The following is an 18,540-nucleotide window of genomic DNA, read 5'->3' on the forward strand; positions in this document are numbered from 1 at the left end:
ATGAATTTTAAAGATATAGGACTAATAATTGGCAAAAAACCATTAAAAGAAAATTCGGCTATTATTACAGTTTTTACTAAAAATCATGGCTTATATTCTGGGGTAATACGAGAAACATCTAGAAAATCTGGCACTATAAATCAGCAAGGTAATATTGTTGATTTTTTTTGGCAAGCTAGATTACATGAACATATAGGAATGGCTAAATGCGAGTTAATAAAATCTTACGCTGGTCTTTTAATAACTAATAAAATTAAATTATATGCCTTTAATTCAATTATTAGCCTTATTAAAATAGCCTTTCATGAAAGAGAAAATCACAATAACTTTTTCCCAATTTTTGTAAAATATTTAAACAGCCTAGCAAATAATTTTATTTTTGAAGAGTATATTAGGTTTGAATTAGCCATACTCCAAGAATCGGGATATGGTCTTGAGTTGGATAAATGTACAGTAACAGGTAGCCAAGAAAATCTGAAATATGTCTCACCAAAATCTGGAAAAGCTGTCTGTTTATCAGAAGGGTTGAAATATCAAGACAGGCTTCTAATCTTACCACAATTCTTAACCTCCACTAAGTGTGAAATTACTAATAATGATAAAAAACAAGCTTTTGAGTTGACTAGCTATTTTTTTAATCGATATTTCTGTACCAAACAGCAACAATTATATGCACGAGATAATTTTATACAATGTATACTAAATTCAAACAATAGGGACGTAACTTAAATGTAACAAAGTATAAAAATTACTATTTTTTAAAACTAATATCTAATAAACTATTGCAAAAATTTTTATTTCTAGTTATTATTTATTTTATTGTTAAAGCAATGTAGTGGATATTAAAATGGAAGATATTAATAATTGGGAAATAAAATATACAGATTGCCAATATACCAAGAGGCTACTAAATAAACTATCTGAGCTAAATCAGCAAGTAACTATAACCTGAGTTTGACGTAAGCACCAAACAAAATGCTAAGCATTATGTAATAACATAAACAAACTGTTGGTGGTGAGCTATGGTAAAAATAAAACCTTCTTTCAAACTAGTGTGTTAGGAGAAAGAATATTTGAAAAGTAAGAAGGGAGGGATTATAAAGTTCTCAAATAATAACAACAAAATTGGAGAATATATTATGATCCCTCTTACGGAGATTTTCTGCTTAATTGATGATTTTTGCAAGCATTTTGATACGGAGCAAAATAAATATATATTACCAAATCCTAACCGTAAGCGTAAAGTAGTTTGCAGTATAGGACTCTCAGAGATTATTACTATTATAGTAATGTTTCACTTGAATCACTACCGTACCTTTAAAGATTTTTATTTATGCTGCTTATGTCAAAGTTATAGAAAGGAATTTCCAAAACTTGTGAGCTATAGTCGTTTTGTTCAGTTAATGCCAATGAGCTTCATGCCCATGGTATTACTGCTAAAAAGCCTATCAGGAAAACAAACTGGTCAATATTATATCGACTCTACTAAACTTCCTGCTTGCCATAATTTAAGAATTAATAGACATAAAGTATTCAAAGACATAGCAAAAAGAGGTAAGACTTCCACTGGGTGGTTCTTTGGTTGTAAGCTACATATTGTCATTAACAGTTGCGGAGAGATTATGAGTTTTTCTTTAACTCCAGGAAATGTTGATGATAGAGCAGTGGTAGAAAATTTAGTAGATAAATTACAAGGCTGGCTTTTTGGTGATCGTGGGTATATCAGTAAAAAACTCACTCAATCCCTTGCTAATCAAGGTTTAGTTTTTTTCTCCTTTTACTAATAACAAAAATTAAAAGTAATATGAAAGAAAGAATAATAGATCCTATTAAAAAGCGGTTTTTAAATAAAAGGTATATTATTGAAACCATTAACGATCAACTAAAAAACCTTTGTCATATAGACCATACAAGGCATAGATCTGTTATGAATTTTCAAACTAACGTATTAGCTGGACTGCTTGCCTATGTTTTTAAGCCTAATAAAATTTCTGTAGCTTTTGGAAAATTAAACAATCTCAACCTTCCTCTTACATCAAACTGAGGTTATCCATAGTTTTGTATACCGAATCAAGCTTTAAATCTACTCCATAATTATTGACCAATAAATTGACTGTTTCACGCTTACTAGTTGGGTTAGCAATACGAGCTAAAACAACATTGCGTATTATGTTTATGCTTGACACTTCCCTGGCAGGATTAGGTAAGATTCTATTAAAACCAAGTTGGTCATAAATTTTTCCATACACCTCATGAATGCCGATGATAGTGCTTCCTTGACTACGTAAATTGCTGATATCATCAATAGGTTGTATTTGTTCTTTCTCGTACCGCTGTCTAGCTGACATTGCCATCGATACTATATTCTTGTCTGGGATAAGATTAGGTTGAGTGCTACTAGGCGGAGTGTTAGGGAACGTGCGATGAAGTGCCACTTTGGCAAAATATGCTAAAAAATGTTGCAATTTACAAAGTGCCGAATATAATTCGGTGATAGAATAGCACTAAAAAGCAAATAAATTATTTTTATAATAGAACGCATTTATAAGCTTGCAAAATTATTGCTATAGTCTATTTTGATCATTAAGTACCGACATTGACCATTCTAAGAACTTTCTAAAAATTTATGGAACAACTAAATATGATAGCAAAAATCTCAAATATTTATCAGTTTAAAATTACCTTAAAATATAGCAAACCCAAAATTTGGCGTCGCATCCAAGTACCGGAAAAATACAGTTTTAAAGATTTGCATTTAGCCATTCAAGATGTTATGGGATGGGAAAATTATCATATGCATCAATTTGAAATGATCAATCCTAAGACTGGGCAAAAAGATATTATTAGTATGCCAGATGATGAAGGTTTTTGTGATCCGATTCCTGAGGATAAAGTAAAAATAGCTAAATATTTTCTGACCCCTAAAGATAAAGCCATTTATGAATATGATTTTGGTGATGGATGGCAACATGAAGTTATGTTGGAAAAGATTTTACCGTCAGTTGTAGGTACTGATTATCCTCAATGTATAGCTGGTGAACGGGCTTGCCCACCGGAGGATTGTGGTGGGGTTGGGGGTTATGAGCATCTTCTGGGAATTATTGCCAACCCCAATCATGAAGAATACGAAGAACGTATGATACCAATTGCAATAATTAACGCAGTGGTGTAAAATGGGTTTTTAACTGATAAAGGTACTCAAATGGCTAGGTTAATATTACCACAAGGTTTTCATGGTCATGATTTTATAAAAATGATGAAACATGAGCCGCATGGTCGAAATCGTATACGTTTATTGGCGATGTATCACCTTCAATTAGGCAAATCTTTAAAAGCCATATCTGAAATAGTGAAGTCACACTGGAAAACTGTGCAATCATGGCTCAGAAGATTTAGGAATCATGGTTTTGAAGGATTATTTGAATCACAAAGAAGCGGCGCCCCTAGGAAGATTAACACTATACAAGAGTCTGCTCTTTTTGATAAAATCAATACGCTCAGTGAAAGTAAAACTGGTGGGTATATAACTGGAAAGGAGCTACATATCATGTTACTTGAGGAATATGGTGCTAAATGCGCTTTAAAAACAGTCTACAATACTATGCACCGCCTTGGTTTTAGCTGGATTACTTCTCGTTCAATGCATCCAAAGTCAAATCAAGAGACTCAAAATACATATAAAAAAACTTCCCAGACATGTTAACAAAATTATTACCAAAAAATATCGATAGATGTAAAGTTGATATATGGTCTCAGGATGAAACTCGAGTTGGGCAACAAGGTAGCTTAACTCGTATATGGGCTAAGCGTGGCACTAGACCCCGTAAAGTTCGGCAACAGCAATTCATTTCAACATATATTTATGGAGCTGCTTGCCATGATACAGGAGAAGCTTTTGCATTAATTTTACCATATGCAAACACACAGGCAATGAATAAATTCTTAGAAGAGCTTTCTCGCAGTATTCAAGGCAACCGACATATAGCTTTACTAACGGATAATGCAGGTTGGCACACAGCCAAAAAACTAACTGTGCCAAGCAATATCACTTTGATACCGCTTCCGCCCTATGCACCGGAACTTAATGCAATGGAACAAGTTTGGGAATGGATCAAAAATCATTTCTTGTCTAACCAATGTTATGGTGTATATGAAGATATCGTCACTATGGCTTGTTACGCTTGGAATCAATTTGCTCATAATGTAGATTTAGTAAAATCAATTATGTATAGAGACTGGATAAACACACCGTGTTAATTATTGCAATTGGTATGAAATGGCTAAGGGATGATTTTAATTCAGAAGAGTTTGATCCCAGATTAGTTGAATTTGGTGATCATAAATAAATTTACGTATGGATTGAAAATATATAAATGCAAAATAATTTATCCGAAAATAATATTCTTGGTAGCGATGTTTTTTTTACGTTAGATAGTGAGGAAATTATTTTAGCTAGTAGTAAGAATACTAAAGAAAATAGATTAGCATTTGCTGTAATGCTCAAGTTTTTTCAAGTAGAAGGACGATATCCAACTCCTAGCGATGTTATCCAGCAAACGATGATTAATAGCCTGGCTATGCAACTAGATTGCTGTGATATGAATCTTGATAATTATGATTGGCATAACAGAAGTTCAAAACGATTTCGTCAAGAAATTCGGTTATTATTAGACTATCGAAAAGCTAATATAGAGGATAGTAAAAAGTTAATTGATTGGCTAATAGAACATAGCTTACCACAAGTTCCAACATTACCGCAAATATTAGAGCAAGCCTATCAATTTTGTGGCAATCAGAGATTAGAACCATTTAAACCAAGGCAGTTAGATCGTTATATTGCTACGGCATGTTCTAGATTTGAGCGAAAGTGTTTCTTGGACATTTCTAAGCAGTTATCTATTGCCACAATAAAGTTAATAAATGAGTTATTACCTAAGAGTGATGAAATCAGTTATAATGAGGAGCAAAACAAGGAGGATAGTGAGGAAAGTAGGTTAGCAATAATAACATTAAGCTGTCTAAAGAAAGATATAGCCGGAGCTAAATTAAAAAATGTCAGTAACGAAATAGATAAGCTTAAGTGGTTAAGAAGATTGAGTTTACCCGAGAAATTAAACTCAGTTCCAAGAAAACTTAAGAAAAAATATTACACTAGGATTTGTGCTGAATTGCCAAGTGAGATCAGAAAACACCAGCCACAAATTTGTTATGCCACTATGGCAATATTTTGTCATGTTCGTTGTGAATTAATAACCGATAATTTAATAACTACCTTAATTCAGCTAATTCACAAAATGAGAACATCAGCTGAAATATCTACTAATAAAGATATATTATCTGAAGTTAGATGTGTTAATGGAAAATTTGACATTTTATATACCCTTGCAGACACAGCTCTAGAGAATCCAAATGGTGTAATTCAGGAGACCATTTATCCAAAAGTTAGCCAAGAGACGCTTGGTGATTTAACCAAAGAGCTTATATCTAACAAAAATACATGGTATCAGCATCAAGTGCAGAAGAAGATGCGATCTTGTTACTCGCATGCTCATCGTCGTATATTATTAATGCTATTAGAAATATTTACTTTTCAGACGAATAATCAAGATGGTAAAGAGATATTACAGGCTATTGAATTTATTAAGATTAATAAGAATATTGGCGGTAAATATTACCCTGATTCTAAAATTGTGCCAGCGACCAATGAAATACCAGCTAAATGGCAGTCTATGGTAATAGAAGAACAGGAGGAGAACACTGGAAACAATGCAGACAATGAAATAAAAGATGTAACTAAAGCTAAAAATGTTAGAATCAACCGCTTTAATTATGAAGTGGCAATTTTAGAGCTATTGCATGATTTACTAGATTGTAAGCAAATATGGGTTAAGGGTGCGTATCGTTACCGTGATCCAGAAGAGGATTTACCCAAAGATTTTGACTATAATGCTGAATATTATTACAAAAAACTTGGATTACCAAAAGATGGTAACGAATTCATCCAATCATTGCGAGATACTTTAGATCAGCATTTACAGCAATTTAATAATAGTATTGGGGATAACCATAAGGTAAAAATCATTGTTCCGAAGAATAGCACTAATGGACATATTAAGTTAACACCATACGATGCTCAAATTGAACCTAGTAATCTGATAACATTACAACAAGTAATTAATAAACGTTGGGGAGCAATAAACTTAATTGATATCCTAAAAGAAACAGACTTGCGTATTGGTTTTACCAACCATTTTCAGACAGTTGCTGCTAGGGGCAACATCAGCCAATCTAAATTACTGAAACGCTTACTACTATCTTTATATGCTATTGGTAGTAATACTGGATTAAAACGTATTATACCAATTGCAATAATTAACACGGTGTGTTTATCCAGTCTCTATACATAATTGATTTTACTAAATCTACATTATGAGCAAATTGATTCCAAGCGTAACAAGCCATAGTGACGATATCTTCATATACACCATAACATTGGTTAGACAAGAAATGATTTTTGATCCATTCCCAAACTTGTTCCATTGCATTAAGTTCCGGTGCATAGGGCGGAAGCGGTATCAAAGTGATATTGCTTGGCACAGTTAGTTTTTTGGCTGTGTGCCAACCTGCATTATCCGTTAGTAAAGCTATATGTCGGTTGCCTTGAATACTGCGAGAAAGCTCTTCTAAGAATTTATTCATTGCCTGTGTGTTTGCATATGGTAAAATTAATGCAAAAGCTTCTCCTGTATCATGGCAAGCAGCTCCATAAATATATGTTGAAATGAATTGCTGTTGCCGAACTTTACGGGGTCTAGTGCCACGCTTAGCCCATATACGAGTTAAGCTACCTTGTTGCCCAACTCGAGTTTCATCCTGAGACCATATATCAACTTTACATCTATCGATATTTTTTGGTAATAATTTTGTTAACATGTCTGGGAAGTTTTTTTATATGTATTTTGAGTCTCTTGATTTGACTTTGGATGCATTGAACGAGAAGTAATCCAGCTAAAACCAAGGCGGTGCATAGTATTGTAGACTGTTTTTAAAGCGCATTTAGCACCATATTCCTCAAGTAACATGATATGTAGCTCCTTTCCAGTTATATACCCACCAGTTTTACTTTCACTGAGCGTATTGATTTTATCAAAAAGAGCAGACTCTTGTATAGTGTTAATCTTCCTAGGGGCGCCGCTTCTTTGTGATTCAAATAATCCTTCAAAACCATGATTCCTAAATCTTCTGAGCCATGATTGCACAGTTTTCCAGTGTGACTTCACTATTTCAGATATGGCTTTTAAAGATTTGCCTAATTGAAGGTGATACATCGCCAATAAACGTATACGATTTCGACCATGCGGCTCATGTTTCATCATTTTTATAAAATCATGACCATGAAAACCTTGTGGTAATATTAACCTAGCCATTTGAGTACCTTTATCAGTTAAAAACCCATTTTACACCACTGCGTTAATTATTGCAATTGGTATCAGATGTATACATAAGCATCTTACTTAGTTCTTCAGTATTCTTAGCATAATATTGACTAGTCTCTGTAGTATTATTGTCACAATTTCTATGTTTCAAATAATATCTATAGCCTATAGCATAAAAATCTAACCATAGAATTTTTGCGTATTTAGTTAAATAGTTACAAGAAGTAATGAGTAAAAGTAGATCGTAGTTAAGTTTAATAAACATCTTAGTCCTATCAAGATAAGTTCTTTTATTTTCTAGATTAGGTAAGTAAGCGGTAGAAGTAAAGTTAGAATATAAAGAAGTATCAGTAGAATATGTGCCAATATTAAATCTGTTAGGAGTATTAGCTAAAGAGTTAAAGACTGAATCAGGTAAAGTAGGTGTAATAGTATTTTTCTTATTCTTGCCATCCTTATTTTTGCTTCGATAAATCTCAAAATAACCTTTCTGTTCTAAGCTTTGCTGCATGGAAAATATTTCAGCAACGGAACAATCAAGCTTCTCAACCCATTGTCTGGCAGAAAGAGTTATACTGCGTTTCTTACCTTTATTGTGATTAATAAGGCTTAAACTATCGGCTATGATGTAGAACAATTTTTCAAGGTCACAGAGATTCGTGTTTGTAAGAATATGTTCTAGTACGCAGGTGGCAATAGGGGTGTAGGATTTATTGGTATTTAATTCCTGGAACGATGAGAAATTAGTAAAGTTAAGTTTAGTGTCCTTGGAATAATTAGTTACTACTTCAGTATTAATTAGAAGATGTGAAATAGGTATTATAGTTGAAGATATTTGCATGTTAGCCCCATAATGGAGCTTAAGAAGAGATTAGTATTGATTTTTTATAACTTATATTATATTATCAAACAGTAACATGTCTACTTAAGCTTGTGTTTTTTGTATTTCCAAAGTTCACATTAACATAAGCTGTGGTAGACAGTCAACTATTTCTTTTTACTAAATCACCCTGCTACAGTAATGAATTTGCTTCTAAAGCTGTGTAATTTTCCAATTACCGTACAAGTATTTGTAGTGATTACTACATCACTTTGATAATTAAAATACAACAATTTATAGTTCAATGATGATGTTTTTTAAGCTTTGTTATATAAAAAGAGTAGTTAATTAGTTGTTTTGACTGAAAGATTATTAGAAAAAATTAATCCCTGGTCGTGAAAATATTGTAATATACTGTCCACATATGAGTATCTACTGGTGAGGTAGGTATTATTTATTTTGCTTTCATATTCAGTAATTACCGATTTTTTAATTGATATGCATTTGCTAAGAGATGCTTGTGTTAATCCTAAAGCACATCTAGCAACAATGAGTTGAAATCTAGTTAAATTATTTTCTATAGGCTTAGGTTCTATAATAGTATTTAAAGTGATAGTATGTTGATCTATAAACAATAAATTATTTTGTGTGTGCGTCAAGATAAGGTGCATTAATCTTACGGGTGAAAGTCCTGTTATGGAAGGAGTAGCTAGCTCCACCATATAGCGAGTCTTGTGCTGCTGAAGGTAACGACAGTAGTAAAGCGTAGACAGCGAAACATCCGAGCCGAAACCAAATGGTGAACGTGATAGCCCTGAAATGATATTGGTAGTGGAAGTCGATGTGCTACACAACGCAGTAGACAAGAGAAAACTAGAGGTCAAACTAGCGAAAATCCGAAAGTTTTCAACCATCGGGGTCTCAGGCGTCAGCGAGTTTGTAGAGATTAATGACACAACTTGAGAAGTCCTTATAACTCTTACTGAGTTAAGTAAGTATTCAAAGTACAAGTGCCGAAACATAAGGCTTTGGAGATGGTGTTAAGGATGGCTGAGTCAGTTGTAGTAGTGATGAAGCTTCGTAATGGGAGTGGAGCGAAGGGCTGACAGAAAGGTAAGAACGTAAGAGGGAAACAATGACCGTACACAGCATAGACGGAAATACATGGTCAACGAAACTTGAGCGTATAAAGTTGCTATCATCACAAAATCAAGACATAAAGTTTAATAATCTTGGACATATTATTGATTTAAAGATGTTAGAAGAACAATATAAGGAACTTGATAGCAAGAAAGCTGTAGGAATAGATGGTATAACCAAAGCGGTTTATGGTAAGAAGTTGGAAGCAAATTTGCTCTCGCTCCTTACTAAAATTCGCAAGGGGCAATATCAAGCTAAACCTGCACGAATTACATTGATTCCAAAAGAAGATGGAGGCAAAAGACCTTTGGTAATATCATGCTTTGAAGACAAGATAATCGAGTCGGCAGTAAGCAAGATATTAAACTCAGTGTTCGAGCCAATATTCTTAAAATGTTCTTACGGGTTTCGACCTAAATTAAACGCCCATGATGCACTTAAGGAGTTGAATAGACTTACGTATAACTTCAATAAAGGAGCTGTAGTTGAAATTGATATAACTAAGTGCTTCAATTCAATCAAACATTCTGAGTTGATGGGATTCCTAAGAAAGAGAATATCTGACAAAAGATTCCTAAGACTAGTTATGAAACTGATGGAAACACCAATTATAGAAAACGGCATTACAGTTACTAACAAGGAAGGATGCCGCCAAGGGTCTAAAACATCACCAATTTTGGCAAATGTCTTCCTACATTATGTTATTGACTGTTGGTTTGCTAAAATCAGCAAGGAAAACATAAGAGGGCAAACTGGAATGGTGAGGTATTGTGACGATATGGTGTTCGTCTTTGAGAATGAAGAAGACGCGAGGAAGTTTTATGAGGTTTTGCCCAAAAGATTAAACAAGTATGGCTTGAACATCAATGAAGCTAAATCGCAGATGATTCAGTCCGGTAGATACCATGCTGAGGACTTAGCTAAGCAAGGTAAGAAGATCAAGAGTTATAATTTTCTTGGCTTTACTTGCTATTGGGGTAAATCAAGGTTTGGTAACATATGGAGATTAAAATATACCACAAGGAAAGATCGATTTACCGAGAAGCTTAAAGGGCTAAGAGAATATCTACGAAGTCACCTTAATGAGAGGGGCAAAGAACAGATATTATTGCAAGTCATTAGAGCTACAAAGGGGTGGATCAATTATCATGGTATATCAGATAATCAAAGACGAGTAAGTTCATTTATTCACCAAACTAGGCGAGCAATATATGGGTGGTTTAATAGAATGGGTGGGAAGCGTAAGATGAATTGGCAAAGATTAGCTGAAATACTCAAAAGGGTCGACTTTCCAAATAAGTGGAAGACCATTTCAATGTTCTAAAACCAACAAAAAAAAATAGGGTACAAGCCTATCTTACCTTTCGGGAGCCGGATGCGGTAGCTCTGCATGTCCGGTTCTGAGGAGGGGCTTAACCAAGCAATTGGTTAGGTCTACTCACAAAAATAATTATATAAAATTTGGGCGTTTTTTGTAGTACAATTTATTAATGCTAAATTAGCAGTATTTTTTTCTAATCTCATGAGAGTGACTTTGCTTACTCCTGTATTTTGGCTTAATTGTTCTAAGTACAAATTTAACGCTTTTCGTGAGGCTCTTAATTGAAATCCTGTAAGAATCATTTAGTATCCCTTGTTTTTTATGTTTACTGAATTCTTTCTAGCATCGGCAAGATTTATTTCTTTTTCACTAATAGTCCCGCACGGTTCTCCATTTAGATTAAATCTCGCTGCACCTTCTTTGTGATTGATATAGTATTTTGATTTTCGTATATACCAACTCACCCATTTACCAATAGATTGATTTGAGAGCTTTACTTCTTTAGCAAGTTCTTTATGAATACCAATAGCAAGTATTACAGGATTTTGCATATTAATTATATTAGGAAACTTGTTGTGTAATTTGTTATATATTTCTTGAAAATCAAGTGTTACTTTTTTTGATTCTGAAATAGAAATATTTGATGTAATTATTTTAGTACCTTGCAAAGTATTAGATTGAGACAATTCTATTGTGTCGTTAAAATTTGATGGGTCAGATAGTTTATTATTAATCTTCATAGTTTTCGTCATAAATTTTTTCTCTATCACTTTTTGATAACTTAGCGAATGATATTAGAGCTGCCCTAATGATACCTGATTTTGTTAACCTATCTTGCTTTGATAAAGATCGAATTAACTCAATATATTTGTCATTCATACTTAAAGTTATGTGTTTACTTTTACTTTTATTATTATTGATACCATTTTGATATTTATTAACGTTTTCTATAAATTGCGTTTTTATATCTTCTTTTTTTAACCCTAATAATTTAGACATTTTTGATCTCTATATTCAAAAATTCATTGACTACTTTACATAATTCCTCTTTAGCCTTTAAATCAGTATTTTCTTCATATACACTAGACCCTGATTCTTCGCTATCATCATATATATTTCTGTAAAATAAGATAGAATCTAAGCATGGGATATTCCAATTATGGCATATCACTTTTGCATCTAAAATTCTCTGCATTTGTGAAGGAAGATTTGGAGCTTGATTAATTACAGTAGCATATCTAATGTTATTGTTAGTAATTTTAGCTTCCGATAATAATTCTTCTAGATGTGGTAAAGTTTTTAAATCTCTTCGTTTAGGTCTGATTGGAAATAGTGCATGAGAACAAGACACTAATGCAGATCTTAATGCTTTAGAATCTTGACCACCGCAATCTACTATTATAATTTTATATTTTCCCTTAAGTTGTTCTAAGCTTTTTAGTATATTACCATACAATTGTATACATTCTATATATAGTAAATTTTTATTTTCGTTTCTTTCTTGTATCCAGCTTGAAGTGGTTTTTTGTGGATCGCAATCAACTAATAAAACTTCTTTTTCTATTCTACGAAGAATAGTAGCAAAATTTTGTGCTATACAACTTTTACCAGATCCACCTTTTTCTCCTCCAATTAATATAAGCATAAGTATGTACCAGTATATATTATACATAGTAGTATAATCAATATGTATTAATATGCAATGGTATTAATAGATGAATACTAGTATGTATTAATATGTAGTGGTATTAATAGATGAATACTAGTATGTATTAACACGTACTATAGTTATATTGAGTAAGTAATTTTTAGTTCTTGATCTCTGAATTGCGGCATAATCTTTACTCCTTAATCACTTGCAGCTCATACTTCATATCCCCAAGCCCGTTCTTCAAATCTTGTAAATCAAGGACATAACCATACCATTCATTTCTGAGGTGATTCCATTTGAGTGAGTGACTTCTGATATGAGAACGAATTTCTAACGAAGGTTTTTCGTCTAACTTTAGAATGACAGCAGTTTTTTGTTGTTGTTCTTGATCAAAAGCAGCTTTGCCAGTTTTAGTCCATTGATCTTGAATATCAGATTGTTTTGTTAGAGATTCTTTTAAAGATAGTAGAGAGCCATATAAGGTATTAGTAGGTAAGTGGTCAAGCTCAGATTTAACAATTAACCCACCCATTTCTATTAAATGACGAGTACGCATTTTACGTTCTTTGAGTTTTAGTTTAGTTTCTTCAGCAATTAATCTATTTTTCTTTTGTTCTAGTCGTAGTTTTTGTGTTGTTACCGCCTTCATGTAGTTTAGACCATTTAATATTAGAAATTATTATAGAATAAATTACTAAATAATTTAGTATGAAGCAAGAATAACTTATTTTGAATTTAAAATTTATAGTTCAGAACAATTAAAGTAATAATAATTAAATGATTTTTCTTACTTCTAATGCTTGTCAGGTGTAATCATAATGTTAAATATAGTAAAAGTAAAAACAGCATTAATTGCTTATTATTATATTGATATAGTTAATAATAACTAAATTATACCCATCAGGTTCTAATAACTCCTTCAGTATATTGTCAAATCATTCTTTCTGAGTTGCTATAAGGTTATATAACTCATTCGATAGAATAGTTATAGACGTAAGATGCATTATACTAATGCTTGCTTTTGAATACAGTAATGAATATTATTACATAATATTCACACTAATCAGCAAGTATAATTAAATAATGGCTATAGGATTCATTAAATCAAGATATATAAGTAGAAGTAGTGGAGGAAATAGCTGCCGTAGTAGTGCATATAATGCTAGAACAATAATTACTGATAAGAATACAGGAGTAGTTTTTAATTTTGCTAATAAAAAAGATAATATTTATCATGAAGTATTGCTACCAGATTATGTAAGTAAAGAGTTTAAAGATATAGCTATATTATCAAATATAGTAGAGCAATCTGAACATAGAAAAGATAGTCAGTTATATATAGAATGGGTACTAGCATTACCAAAAGAGAAATTAGTAACTCTATCAATGCAAAGAGAACTTATTTACCGATTTATAAAATATAAAGGGTGGGTAAAAGAAGGATTAGGAGTACAAATTGATATCCATAGCCCTCATGAAGGAGAGGAGAATGTGCATGCCCATTTGTTATTTACTACTCGTAGGTTTAATAAAAGTGGAGTAGGATTTGAATTAAAGAAAGCACGTGATCTACAGCCTAAGGTTGCTTATCAAAAAGTAATAGAAGAAACACAAGATAGTATTGCTTGGACTAGAATCCAAAATGATTATTATAAGGAATGCGGACTTGAGTTACGAGTCGATTTACCAGGAGAGATAACGCAAGAACACATTGGACCAGTACGTATGAGGAGTGTACTTAACCAAGCAGCGGAAAGGAATGAAGAAAGGAAGCAAGCTGAAATAGAGCATTTAAACTGTGGAACTAGAGTTCTAGAGAAGGTAACGCGTCATATGAGTGTCTTTACTAAAGGCGACTTAATGAGAGCAGTGAAATACGTATCAGATGTGGAAAGAAGAGAAAAGTTAGTATCAGATGCTTTGGCAGATAAAGAAGTAATAGCGTTGTACAGAGAGGATGGTAGGGTTACTCAGTATTATACTACGTCTGAGGTTAGAGTAGAAGAGCAGAAGATATTGCGTCTTAGCAGTTATGTAGCAAGTGTTAGGAATGTATTTACGAGTAATCAAGATATATCTAAACGTACAATTGAATCAATCGTAGCAGTAGAGGGCAAGGTAACAGAAGAGCAGCATAATGCTTTAACTGAGTTACTGACATTTAAGTCGGCTTTACAGATAGTGCGAGGTAGGGCAGGTGTAGGGAAAAGCCATGTATTGCGTCAGATTGCTGCAATTGCCCAAGAATTAAAGGTACATGCGATAGGAGTTGCCCCAACCCATAAAGCTAAAGAGGCATTAGCTTCTGATGGTTTTAGGCATACTGATACGATTAAGGGGATGCTGTTTAAATTAGCTAATGGAAGATTTGCTTTGCCAAAGAATAGTGTAGTAGTAGTAGATGAAGCAGGGATGATAGGAAATGATGATTTTAGTGAGTTACTTCGGGTAGCATCTACTCGCAAATGCACAGTTATTCTATCAGGAGATGAACGTCAGCTGACTAGTGTGCAAAGAGGAGGGATGTTTGAGGTGTTGGCTAACAAATATGGTAGTAGTACGATATTAGATATTAAGCGTCAGGATAGCGATTGGGGCAAGCAGACGGCTATGGCATTGTCTAATGGAGATGTTAGAAGAGCTGTGAGTATATTAGAAGAAGAGCAAAGGATTAAGTGGAGTTCTGATGCTAATGAGTCAATGCAAATTTTAGTTGCCGATTGGCATAAGAGCAGTTACGCTATTGATGATAAAATAATACTAGCGGTAAGAAACAAAGATGTAGCAGCCTTAAATCATGGAGTACGTCAATATTTAAAGCTAGAAGGTAAGCTAAAGGGTCAAGAGATAGAAGTATGTGGTAATCATTATATGAGAGGAGATCGTATAGTGCTAAGTAGTACCAGCAAGGAGCTTGGTATAGTCAATGGTGAACTTGGAGTAATATTAGATGTATCAACAAATAGATTTATTATATCGTTGAAGAATCCAAACTATATAAAAGACAGTAAGGATAGCAAAAGCAGTAGTGAGTATAGAATGGTGGAATTCAATCCATCAGAATTTAATAGTTTTAAACATGGTTATGCAGTAACAATATTTAAGGGACAAGGTGCATCGATACAAGATGTATATGTCTACCACAATGGTTTTGCTGGTCTTAGAAACAGTTATGTAGGTTTATCAAGAAATATCAGTGAGTTAAATTTATATGTTAATAAAATAGCCACTTTGGGTAGAGAGAGTTTAATTAGACAATTATCCAAGACGATAGATAGTGGTAGTAGCTTAAATTACTTAACGAAGGAGGAAGTTAATCATAGCTTAGAAGATATAGATATCTTAAATAATATGAATGGTTTGAGTAGGTCTTTGGTAAAGATTTATGATTTTGCTGAAAATAATATAAGGAAGCTAACAGATAAATATTTGCCAAAGGAGGAGTATTATCATTATAGAGAGCCTAGTAAGAGTGTAGTAAGGGTAGAAGAGGTGCTTGATAGGGTATATGAAGAAAATCAAGATATGGATGCTGCAATAAATGTAAGAGAAGAAAAGCAGGTAGTAGGAGGTAATGCTAATGTGCATAGTAGTCAAATCAATATAGGTAAGAAATTAGGGGAAATTGGTCATGTTGCTAATACAAGTGCTGTTGTGGATGATGTAACAAGTATCGAATCTAATTCTAGTATTAATGATACAGGCATGTTAGAGGCTGGTAAAGATCGCAACATAATAGCAATGAGAACAAAAGCTTCATCAAAGGATAGATTTTACGCAAATATTGATTATAAGGAAGGTCAGGAGAAGAGATATGAGGAGAATAGAGAGCGTTATAGAAGTGAGGTTGATAATGTTAGGAGAGAGATAGCAATTAGAGCAGAGTCGCTAGCAATTGATTTACTAGGGTATCCAAATAGCAAATTATCAAACAAGTCAACTTTGAAGTATGGTAATAATGGTTCATTAGCAGTAAAGATTAGCGGCAATAAAGCAGGAACATGGTATGATTTTGAGTCTGGCAAGGGAGGAGACATATTTGATCTTGTGGAGCGGGAGAAGAATTATGACTTTAAAGAATCAGTGAATTATCTACAAGATAGATTAGGGATTAGTCCTAATAAGATAAGACCTAACTTACAGGCAGTAAATGATAATATTATATCAGATAAATATGTAGAACATTGTAAGCAAGTTGGTAAACAGAAGTCAGAAGAGCTAAGTAAGATACGCAAAGCAGAGAATTTATATAGTAGAAGCAAGGAGCTAGAGTTAAGTTCTACGGCTGGACAGTATTTAGTACAAACAAGGAATATAGATGTTGATTTTGCCAAGGAACAGTTAAGTAATGATAGTATAGACAAGAATAGATTAGCTAGAAATAATATAAGTAAGGATATTAGAAGGACTAATGTTTATGAGAAATCTCTTAAACAGAAAGTCCCTGCCTTGGTAGTGTTTGCAAGAGATGCCAAAGGGAATATTACAGGAGGTCAGCAAATATTATTAGATAGCAAAACAAATAAAAAAGCTGATGTTGATATTGCGAAGAGATCGTTTGGGAAGATAGTGGGGTCTTTTGTGGATGTGGGTATGATAGGTAATAATACTGAGAGTGGTAATAGGAACATAGTAATCATTGCGGAAGGTTTGGAAACAGCTTTGTCGGTGAAACAAGCTTTGGTTCATGATGTTGCTCATCAAGAGCAAGAAATAAAGATAGTGTGTTCATTAGGAATAAGTAATATCAAGAATTATCAGGCAGTAAGTGGGGAGAAAATAATTATAGCAGCTGATAATGATGGAATCGATGCAGTAACGAATAAGACAATCGAAGTAGCCAAGAACGAATTACTAAGTAAAGGAGCATTTGTTGAAATAGTGAGACCAAGTAAAGTAGGGGACTTTAACGATATATTAAAGGATAAAGGGTTAGGAGAGGAAGAAATTCAAAAAGCATTTAGTAGAGCATTAAACAAGCATGCAGCCGTTACGTTGGAGCAATATTTTGGTAGTAGCAATGAAGGAGAGAAATTAAGTAAGCAAGAGCAGGCTAATATTAGGTACATTCAGCAATTTAAGATTAATGAAGAGAAAATAATAGATGCGTATAGGAGTAGTAATGTAAAGGGTAGTAGCGAACTTGATGTTACTCGAAAATCAATAGAATTTGCAGATAATTTTGTTGATGAACATAAGGATTTGGTGAATGAAGCTAATAGGTATGGAGCAAAGCTTGAAAGACAAGAGCTAGCAGTATCGTTAGTAGGAAAAAGTTATGAGGAGATGGAGCAAATCCTGACAAGTGTGAGAGATAAATATTATACTTTTGCTAAGCTTGGAGAATTAGTAAAAGCTAAGCAAAGAGCTAAAACGCCGGAGCAAGCGTTTAAAGCCTTAGAACACGAGCAGAAATATCTAGCTAGTTTACACGTTAATTGTAAGGAACATGGGCATGATTATAAGGAGTATAATTATAATGGCAGTAGTCTGTTAAAATCTATAAACCATGCTTATCGTAATGAGAGAAACAATGTATTTGAACAGTTGAATAAATTAGGATCATATATTGATAGAACTGCAATGCAACCTAGACAGATAACTAATACAATTAAGCATTCTACACATAGTGCTAGTGCGTTACAAAGTTTAACGCATCAATATCATAGCCATGTAATTGATAGGCTAAAGCAGCATTTAAATGATATTCACTCAGGCAAAGAGATGATAATAGACGGGAAATCATTTACATGTCAGTTAAAGTTACTAGATTATGCATTAAAGGTGCATGAGAATAATGAGTTTTTTCCTCGAGAACATATACAGCAAGGGAGAGATAAATTTGCTGCCCAGCAAAGAGTAATATCAAAGGAGTTCGAAGGTCCTTCTCTGTAGTATAGAGTTGTTTACTAGAAGTAGTGTATTTACAGGATGTAGGTTTAGTGATGCAAGTTACTTTTTGATATCTATTTGATGTGTACTAACTTATAAATTAGAAGACAGTAGAAATATTGACTAAAATACTGTGCATTAAATCGTAAATCGGCATATAATAGACAAAATAGTCAATCAATTGATTTAATAGACGTATTTGAACAGATAAAATGAGATTACTCAATGAGATTATTTGGTTATGCTAGAGTATCAACTTCCGAGCAATCATTAGAAATAC

14 protein-coding genes and 2 pseudogenes are annotated in these 18,540 nt (G+C 33.3%); 8 read left to right on the plus strand and 8 right to left on the minus strand.

The genetic code is table 11. The features are described from left to right. Both recO and NBW66_RS07055 read left to right on the plus strand, forming a co-directional pair. Nucleotides 1–729, plus strand: a complete 729-nt coding sequence (recO, locus tag NBW66_RS07050; RefSeq protein ID WP_250312128.1) for a DNA repair protein RecO — start codon at nucleotides 1–3, stop codon at nucleotides 727–729. 410 nt (nucleotides 730–1,139) lie between these two features. Continuing rightward, a pseudogene (locus NBW66_RS07055) lies at nucleotides 1,140–2,044 on the plus strand (IS982 family transposase). Here NBW66_RS07055 and NBW66_RS07065 read toward each other — a convergent pair. Continuing rightward, a pseudogene (locus tag NBW66_RS07065) lies at nucleotides 2,043–2,453 on the minus strand (IS1634 family transposase); the annotation flags it as partial. The pseudogenes NBW66_RS07055 and NBW66_RS07065 sit on opposite strands and share 2 nt — an antisense overlap. 188 nt (nucleotides 2,454–2,641) lie before the next feature. Between NBW66_RS07065 and NBW66_RS07070 the strand changes: the two are divergent. The 4 genes from NBW66_RS07070 (at nucleotide 2,642) to NBW66_RS07085 (ending at nucleotide 6,407) form a co-directional block, all read left to right on the plus strand. Continuing rightward, nucleotides 2,642–3,172, plus strand: a complete 531-nt coding sequence (locus NBW66_RS07070) for a plasmid pRiA4b ORF-3 family protein (RefSeq protein WP_250312130.1) — start codon at nucleotides 2,642–2,644, stop codon at nucleotides 3,170–3,172. Between the two features lie 30 nt (nucleotides 3,173–3,202). Further along, the gene (locus NBW66_RS07075; RefSeq protein ID WP_250310542.1) at nucleotides 3,203–3,703 is read left to right on the plus strand and encodes a helix-turn-helix domain-containing protein; all 501 of its coding nucleotides are present in this window, start codon (nucleotides 3,203–3,205) and stop codon (nucleotides 3,701–3,703) included. Next, a complete protein-coding gene (locus tag NBW66_RS07080; RefSeq protein ID WP_250310543.1) occupies nucleotides 3,697–4,257 on the plus strand; it encodes an IS630 family transposase in 561 nt (186 codons plus the stop codon). The genes NBW66_RS07075 and NBW66_RS07080 overlap by 7 nt, the downstream gene beginning before the upstream one ends. A 116-nt stretch (nucleotides 4,258–4,373) precedes the next feature. After that, a complete protein-coding gene (locus NBW66_RS07085) occupies nucleotides 4,374–6,407 on the plus strand; it encodes a DUF4158 domain-containing protein (RefSeq protein WP_250312131.1) in 2,034 nt (677 codons plus the stop codon). Here NBW66_RS07085 and NBW66_RS07090 read toward each other — a convergent pair. From NBW66_RS07090 to NBW66_RS07100, 3 genes are read right to left on the minus strand one after another with little or no spacing between them, the layout of a single operon-like run. Then, complete coding sequence (locus tag NBW66_RS07090) at nucleotides 6,373–6,933, minus strand: IS630 family transposase (RefSeq protein WP_250310543.1); 561 nt, start codon at nucleotides 6,931–6,933, stop codon at nucleotides 6,373–6,375. The two genes, NBW66_RS07085 and NBW66_RS07090, sit on opposite strands and share 35 nt — an antisense overlap. Then, nucleotides 6,927–7,427 carry a helix-turn-helix domain-containing protein gene (locus NBW66_RS07095; RefSeq protein ID WP_250310542.1) on the minus strand — a complete coding sequence of 167 codons (501 nt, stop codon included), beginning with the start codon at nucleotides 7,425–7,427 and terminating at the stop codon, nucleotides 6,927–6,929. Before NBW66_RS07095 ends, NBW66_RS07090 begins: the two co-directional genes overlap by 7 nt. A gap of 43 nt (nucleotides 7,428–7,470) precedes the next feature. Continuing rightward, on the minus strand, nucleotides 7,471–8,277 hold the full coding sequence (locus NBW66_RS07100; protein ID WP_250312132.1) for a hypothetical protein: 807 nt from the start codon (nucleotides 8,275–8,277) through the stop codon (nucleotides 7,471–7,473). 1,114 nt (nucleotides 8,278–9,391) lie between these two features. On the opposite strand from NBW66_RS07100, the gene NBW66_RS07105 reads away from it, so the two are divergent. Next, the gene (locus NBW66_RS07105) at nucleotides 9,392–10,720 is read left to right on the plus strand and encodes a reverse transcriptase domain-containing protein (protein WP_250310618.1); all 1,329 of its coding nucleotides are present in this window, start codon (nucleotides 9,392–9,394) and stop codon (nucleotides 10,718–10,720) included. Between the two features lie 299 nt (nucleotides 10,721–11,019). On the opposite strand, the gene NBW66_RS07110 is transcribed toward NBW66_RS07105, so the two are convergent. From NBW66_RS07110 to NBW66_RS07125, 4 genes are all read right to left on the minus strand, one after another. After that, nucleotides 11,020–11,457 (minus strand): ProQ/FINO family protein, encoded by a 438-nt coding sequence (locus NBW66_RS07110; RefSeq protein ID WP_250312133.1) that lies wholly within the window; start codon nucleotides 11,455–11,457, stop codon nucleotides 11,020–11,022. Beyond that, complete coding sequence (locus NBW66_RS07115; protein WP_250312134.1) at nucleotides 11,447–11,716, minus strand: hypothetical protein; 270 nt, start codon at nucleotides 11,714–11,716, stop codon at nucleotides 11,447–11,449. Before NBW66_RS07115 ends, NBW66_RS07110 begins: the two co-directional genes overlap by 11 nt. After that, complete coding sequence (locus NBW66_RS07120) at nucleotides 11,709–12,362, minus strand: AAA family ATPase (protein ID WP_250312135.1); 654 nt, start codon at nucleotides 12,360–12,362, stop codon at nucleotides 11,709–11,711. Before NBW66_RS07120 ends, NBW66_RS07115 begins: the two co-directional genes overlap by 8 nt. Before the next feature lie 196 nt (nucleotides 12,363–12,558). Beyond that, a complete protein-coding gene (locus NBW66_RS07125; RefSeq protein ID WP_250312136.1) occupies nucleotides 12,559–13,017 on the minus strand; it encodes a conjugal transfer protein TraD in 459 nt (152 codons plus the stop codon). A gap of 434 nt (nucleotides 13,018–13,451) precedes the next feature. On the opposite strand from NBW66_RS07125, the gene NBW66_RS07130 reads away from it, so the two are divergent. Then, the gene (locus NBW66_RS07130) at nucleotides 13,452–18,263 is read left to right on the plus strand and encodes an AAA family ATPase (RefSeq protein ID WP_250312137.1); all 4,812 of its coding nucleotides are present in this window, start codon (nucleotides 13,452–13,454) and stop codon (nucleotides 18,261–18,263) included. Nucleotides 18,264–18,540 lie beyond the last annotated feature (277 nt).

It is taken from the genome of Rickettsia endosymbiont of Oedothorax gibbosus (assembly GCF_936269705.1).
In the GTDB taxonomy this organism is placed as follows: domain Bacteria; phylum Pseudomonadota; class Alphaproteobacteria; order Rickettsiales; family Rickettsiaceae; genus Tisiphia.

What these genes read in the sequence shown, in the direction of transcription:
- NBW66_RS07070 (WP_250312130.1), top strand. Translation starts at nt 2,642, where the DNA reads ATGATAGCAAAAATCTCAAATATTTATCAGTTTAAAATTACCTTAAAA.
- NBW66_RS07115 (WP_250312134.1), bottom strand. Translation starts at nt 11,716, where the DNA reads ATGTCTAAATTATTAGGGTTAAAAAAAGAAGATATAAAAACGCAATTT.
- NBW66_RS07085 (WP_250312131.1), top strand. Translation starts at nt 4,374, where the DNA reads ATGCAAAATAATTTATCCGAAAATAATATTCTTGGTAGCGATGTTTTT.
- NBW66_RS07125 (WP_250312136.1), bottom strand. Translation starts at nt 13,017, where the DNA reads ATGAAGGCGGTAACAACACAAAAACTACGACTAGAACAAAAGAAAAAT.
- NBW66_RS07110 (WP_250312133.1), bottom strand. Translation starts at nt 11,457, where the DNA reads ATGAAGATTAATAATAAACTATCTGACCCATCAAATTTTAACGACACA.
- NBW66_RS07130 (WP_250312137.1), top strand. Translation starts at nt 13,452, where the DNA reads ATGGCTATAGGATTCATTAAATCAAGATATATAAGTAGAAGTAGTGGA.
- NBW66_RS07095 (WP_250310542.1), bottom strand. Translation starts at nt 7,427, where the DNA reads ATGGCTAGGTTAATATTACCACAAGGTTTTCATGGTCATGATTTTATA.
- NBW66_RS07120 (WP_250312135.1), bottom strand. Translation starts at nt 12,362, where the DNA reads ATGCTTATATTAATTGGAGGAGAAAAAGGTGGATCTGGTAAAAGTTGT.
- NBW66_RS07090 (WP_250310543.1), bottom strand. Translation starts at nt 6,933, where the DNA reads ATGTTAACAAAATTATTACCAAAAAATATCGATAGATGTAAAGTTGAT.
- NBW66_RS07105 (WP_250310618.1), top strand. Translation starts at nt 9,392, where the DNA reads ATGACCGTACACAGCATAGACGGAAATACATGGTCAACGAAACTTGAG.
- NBW66_RS07075 (WP_250310542.1), top strand. Translation starts at nt 3,203, where the DNA reads ATGGCTAGGTTAATATTACCACAAGGTTTTCATGGTCATGATTTTATA.
- recO (WP_250312128.1), top strand. Translation starts at nt 1, where the DNA reads ATGAATTTTAAAGATATAGGACTAATAATTGGCAAAAAACCATTAAAA.
- NBW66_RS07080 (WP_250310543.1), top strand. Translation starts at nt 3,697, where the DNA reads ATGTTAACAAAATTATTACCAAAAAATATCGATAGATGTAAAGTTGAT.
- NBW66_RS07100 (WP_250312132.1), bottom strand. Translation starts at nt 8,277, where the DNA reads ATGCAAATATCTTCAACTATAATACCTATTTCACATCTTCTAATTAAT.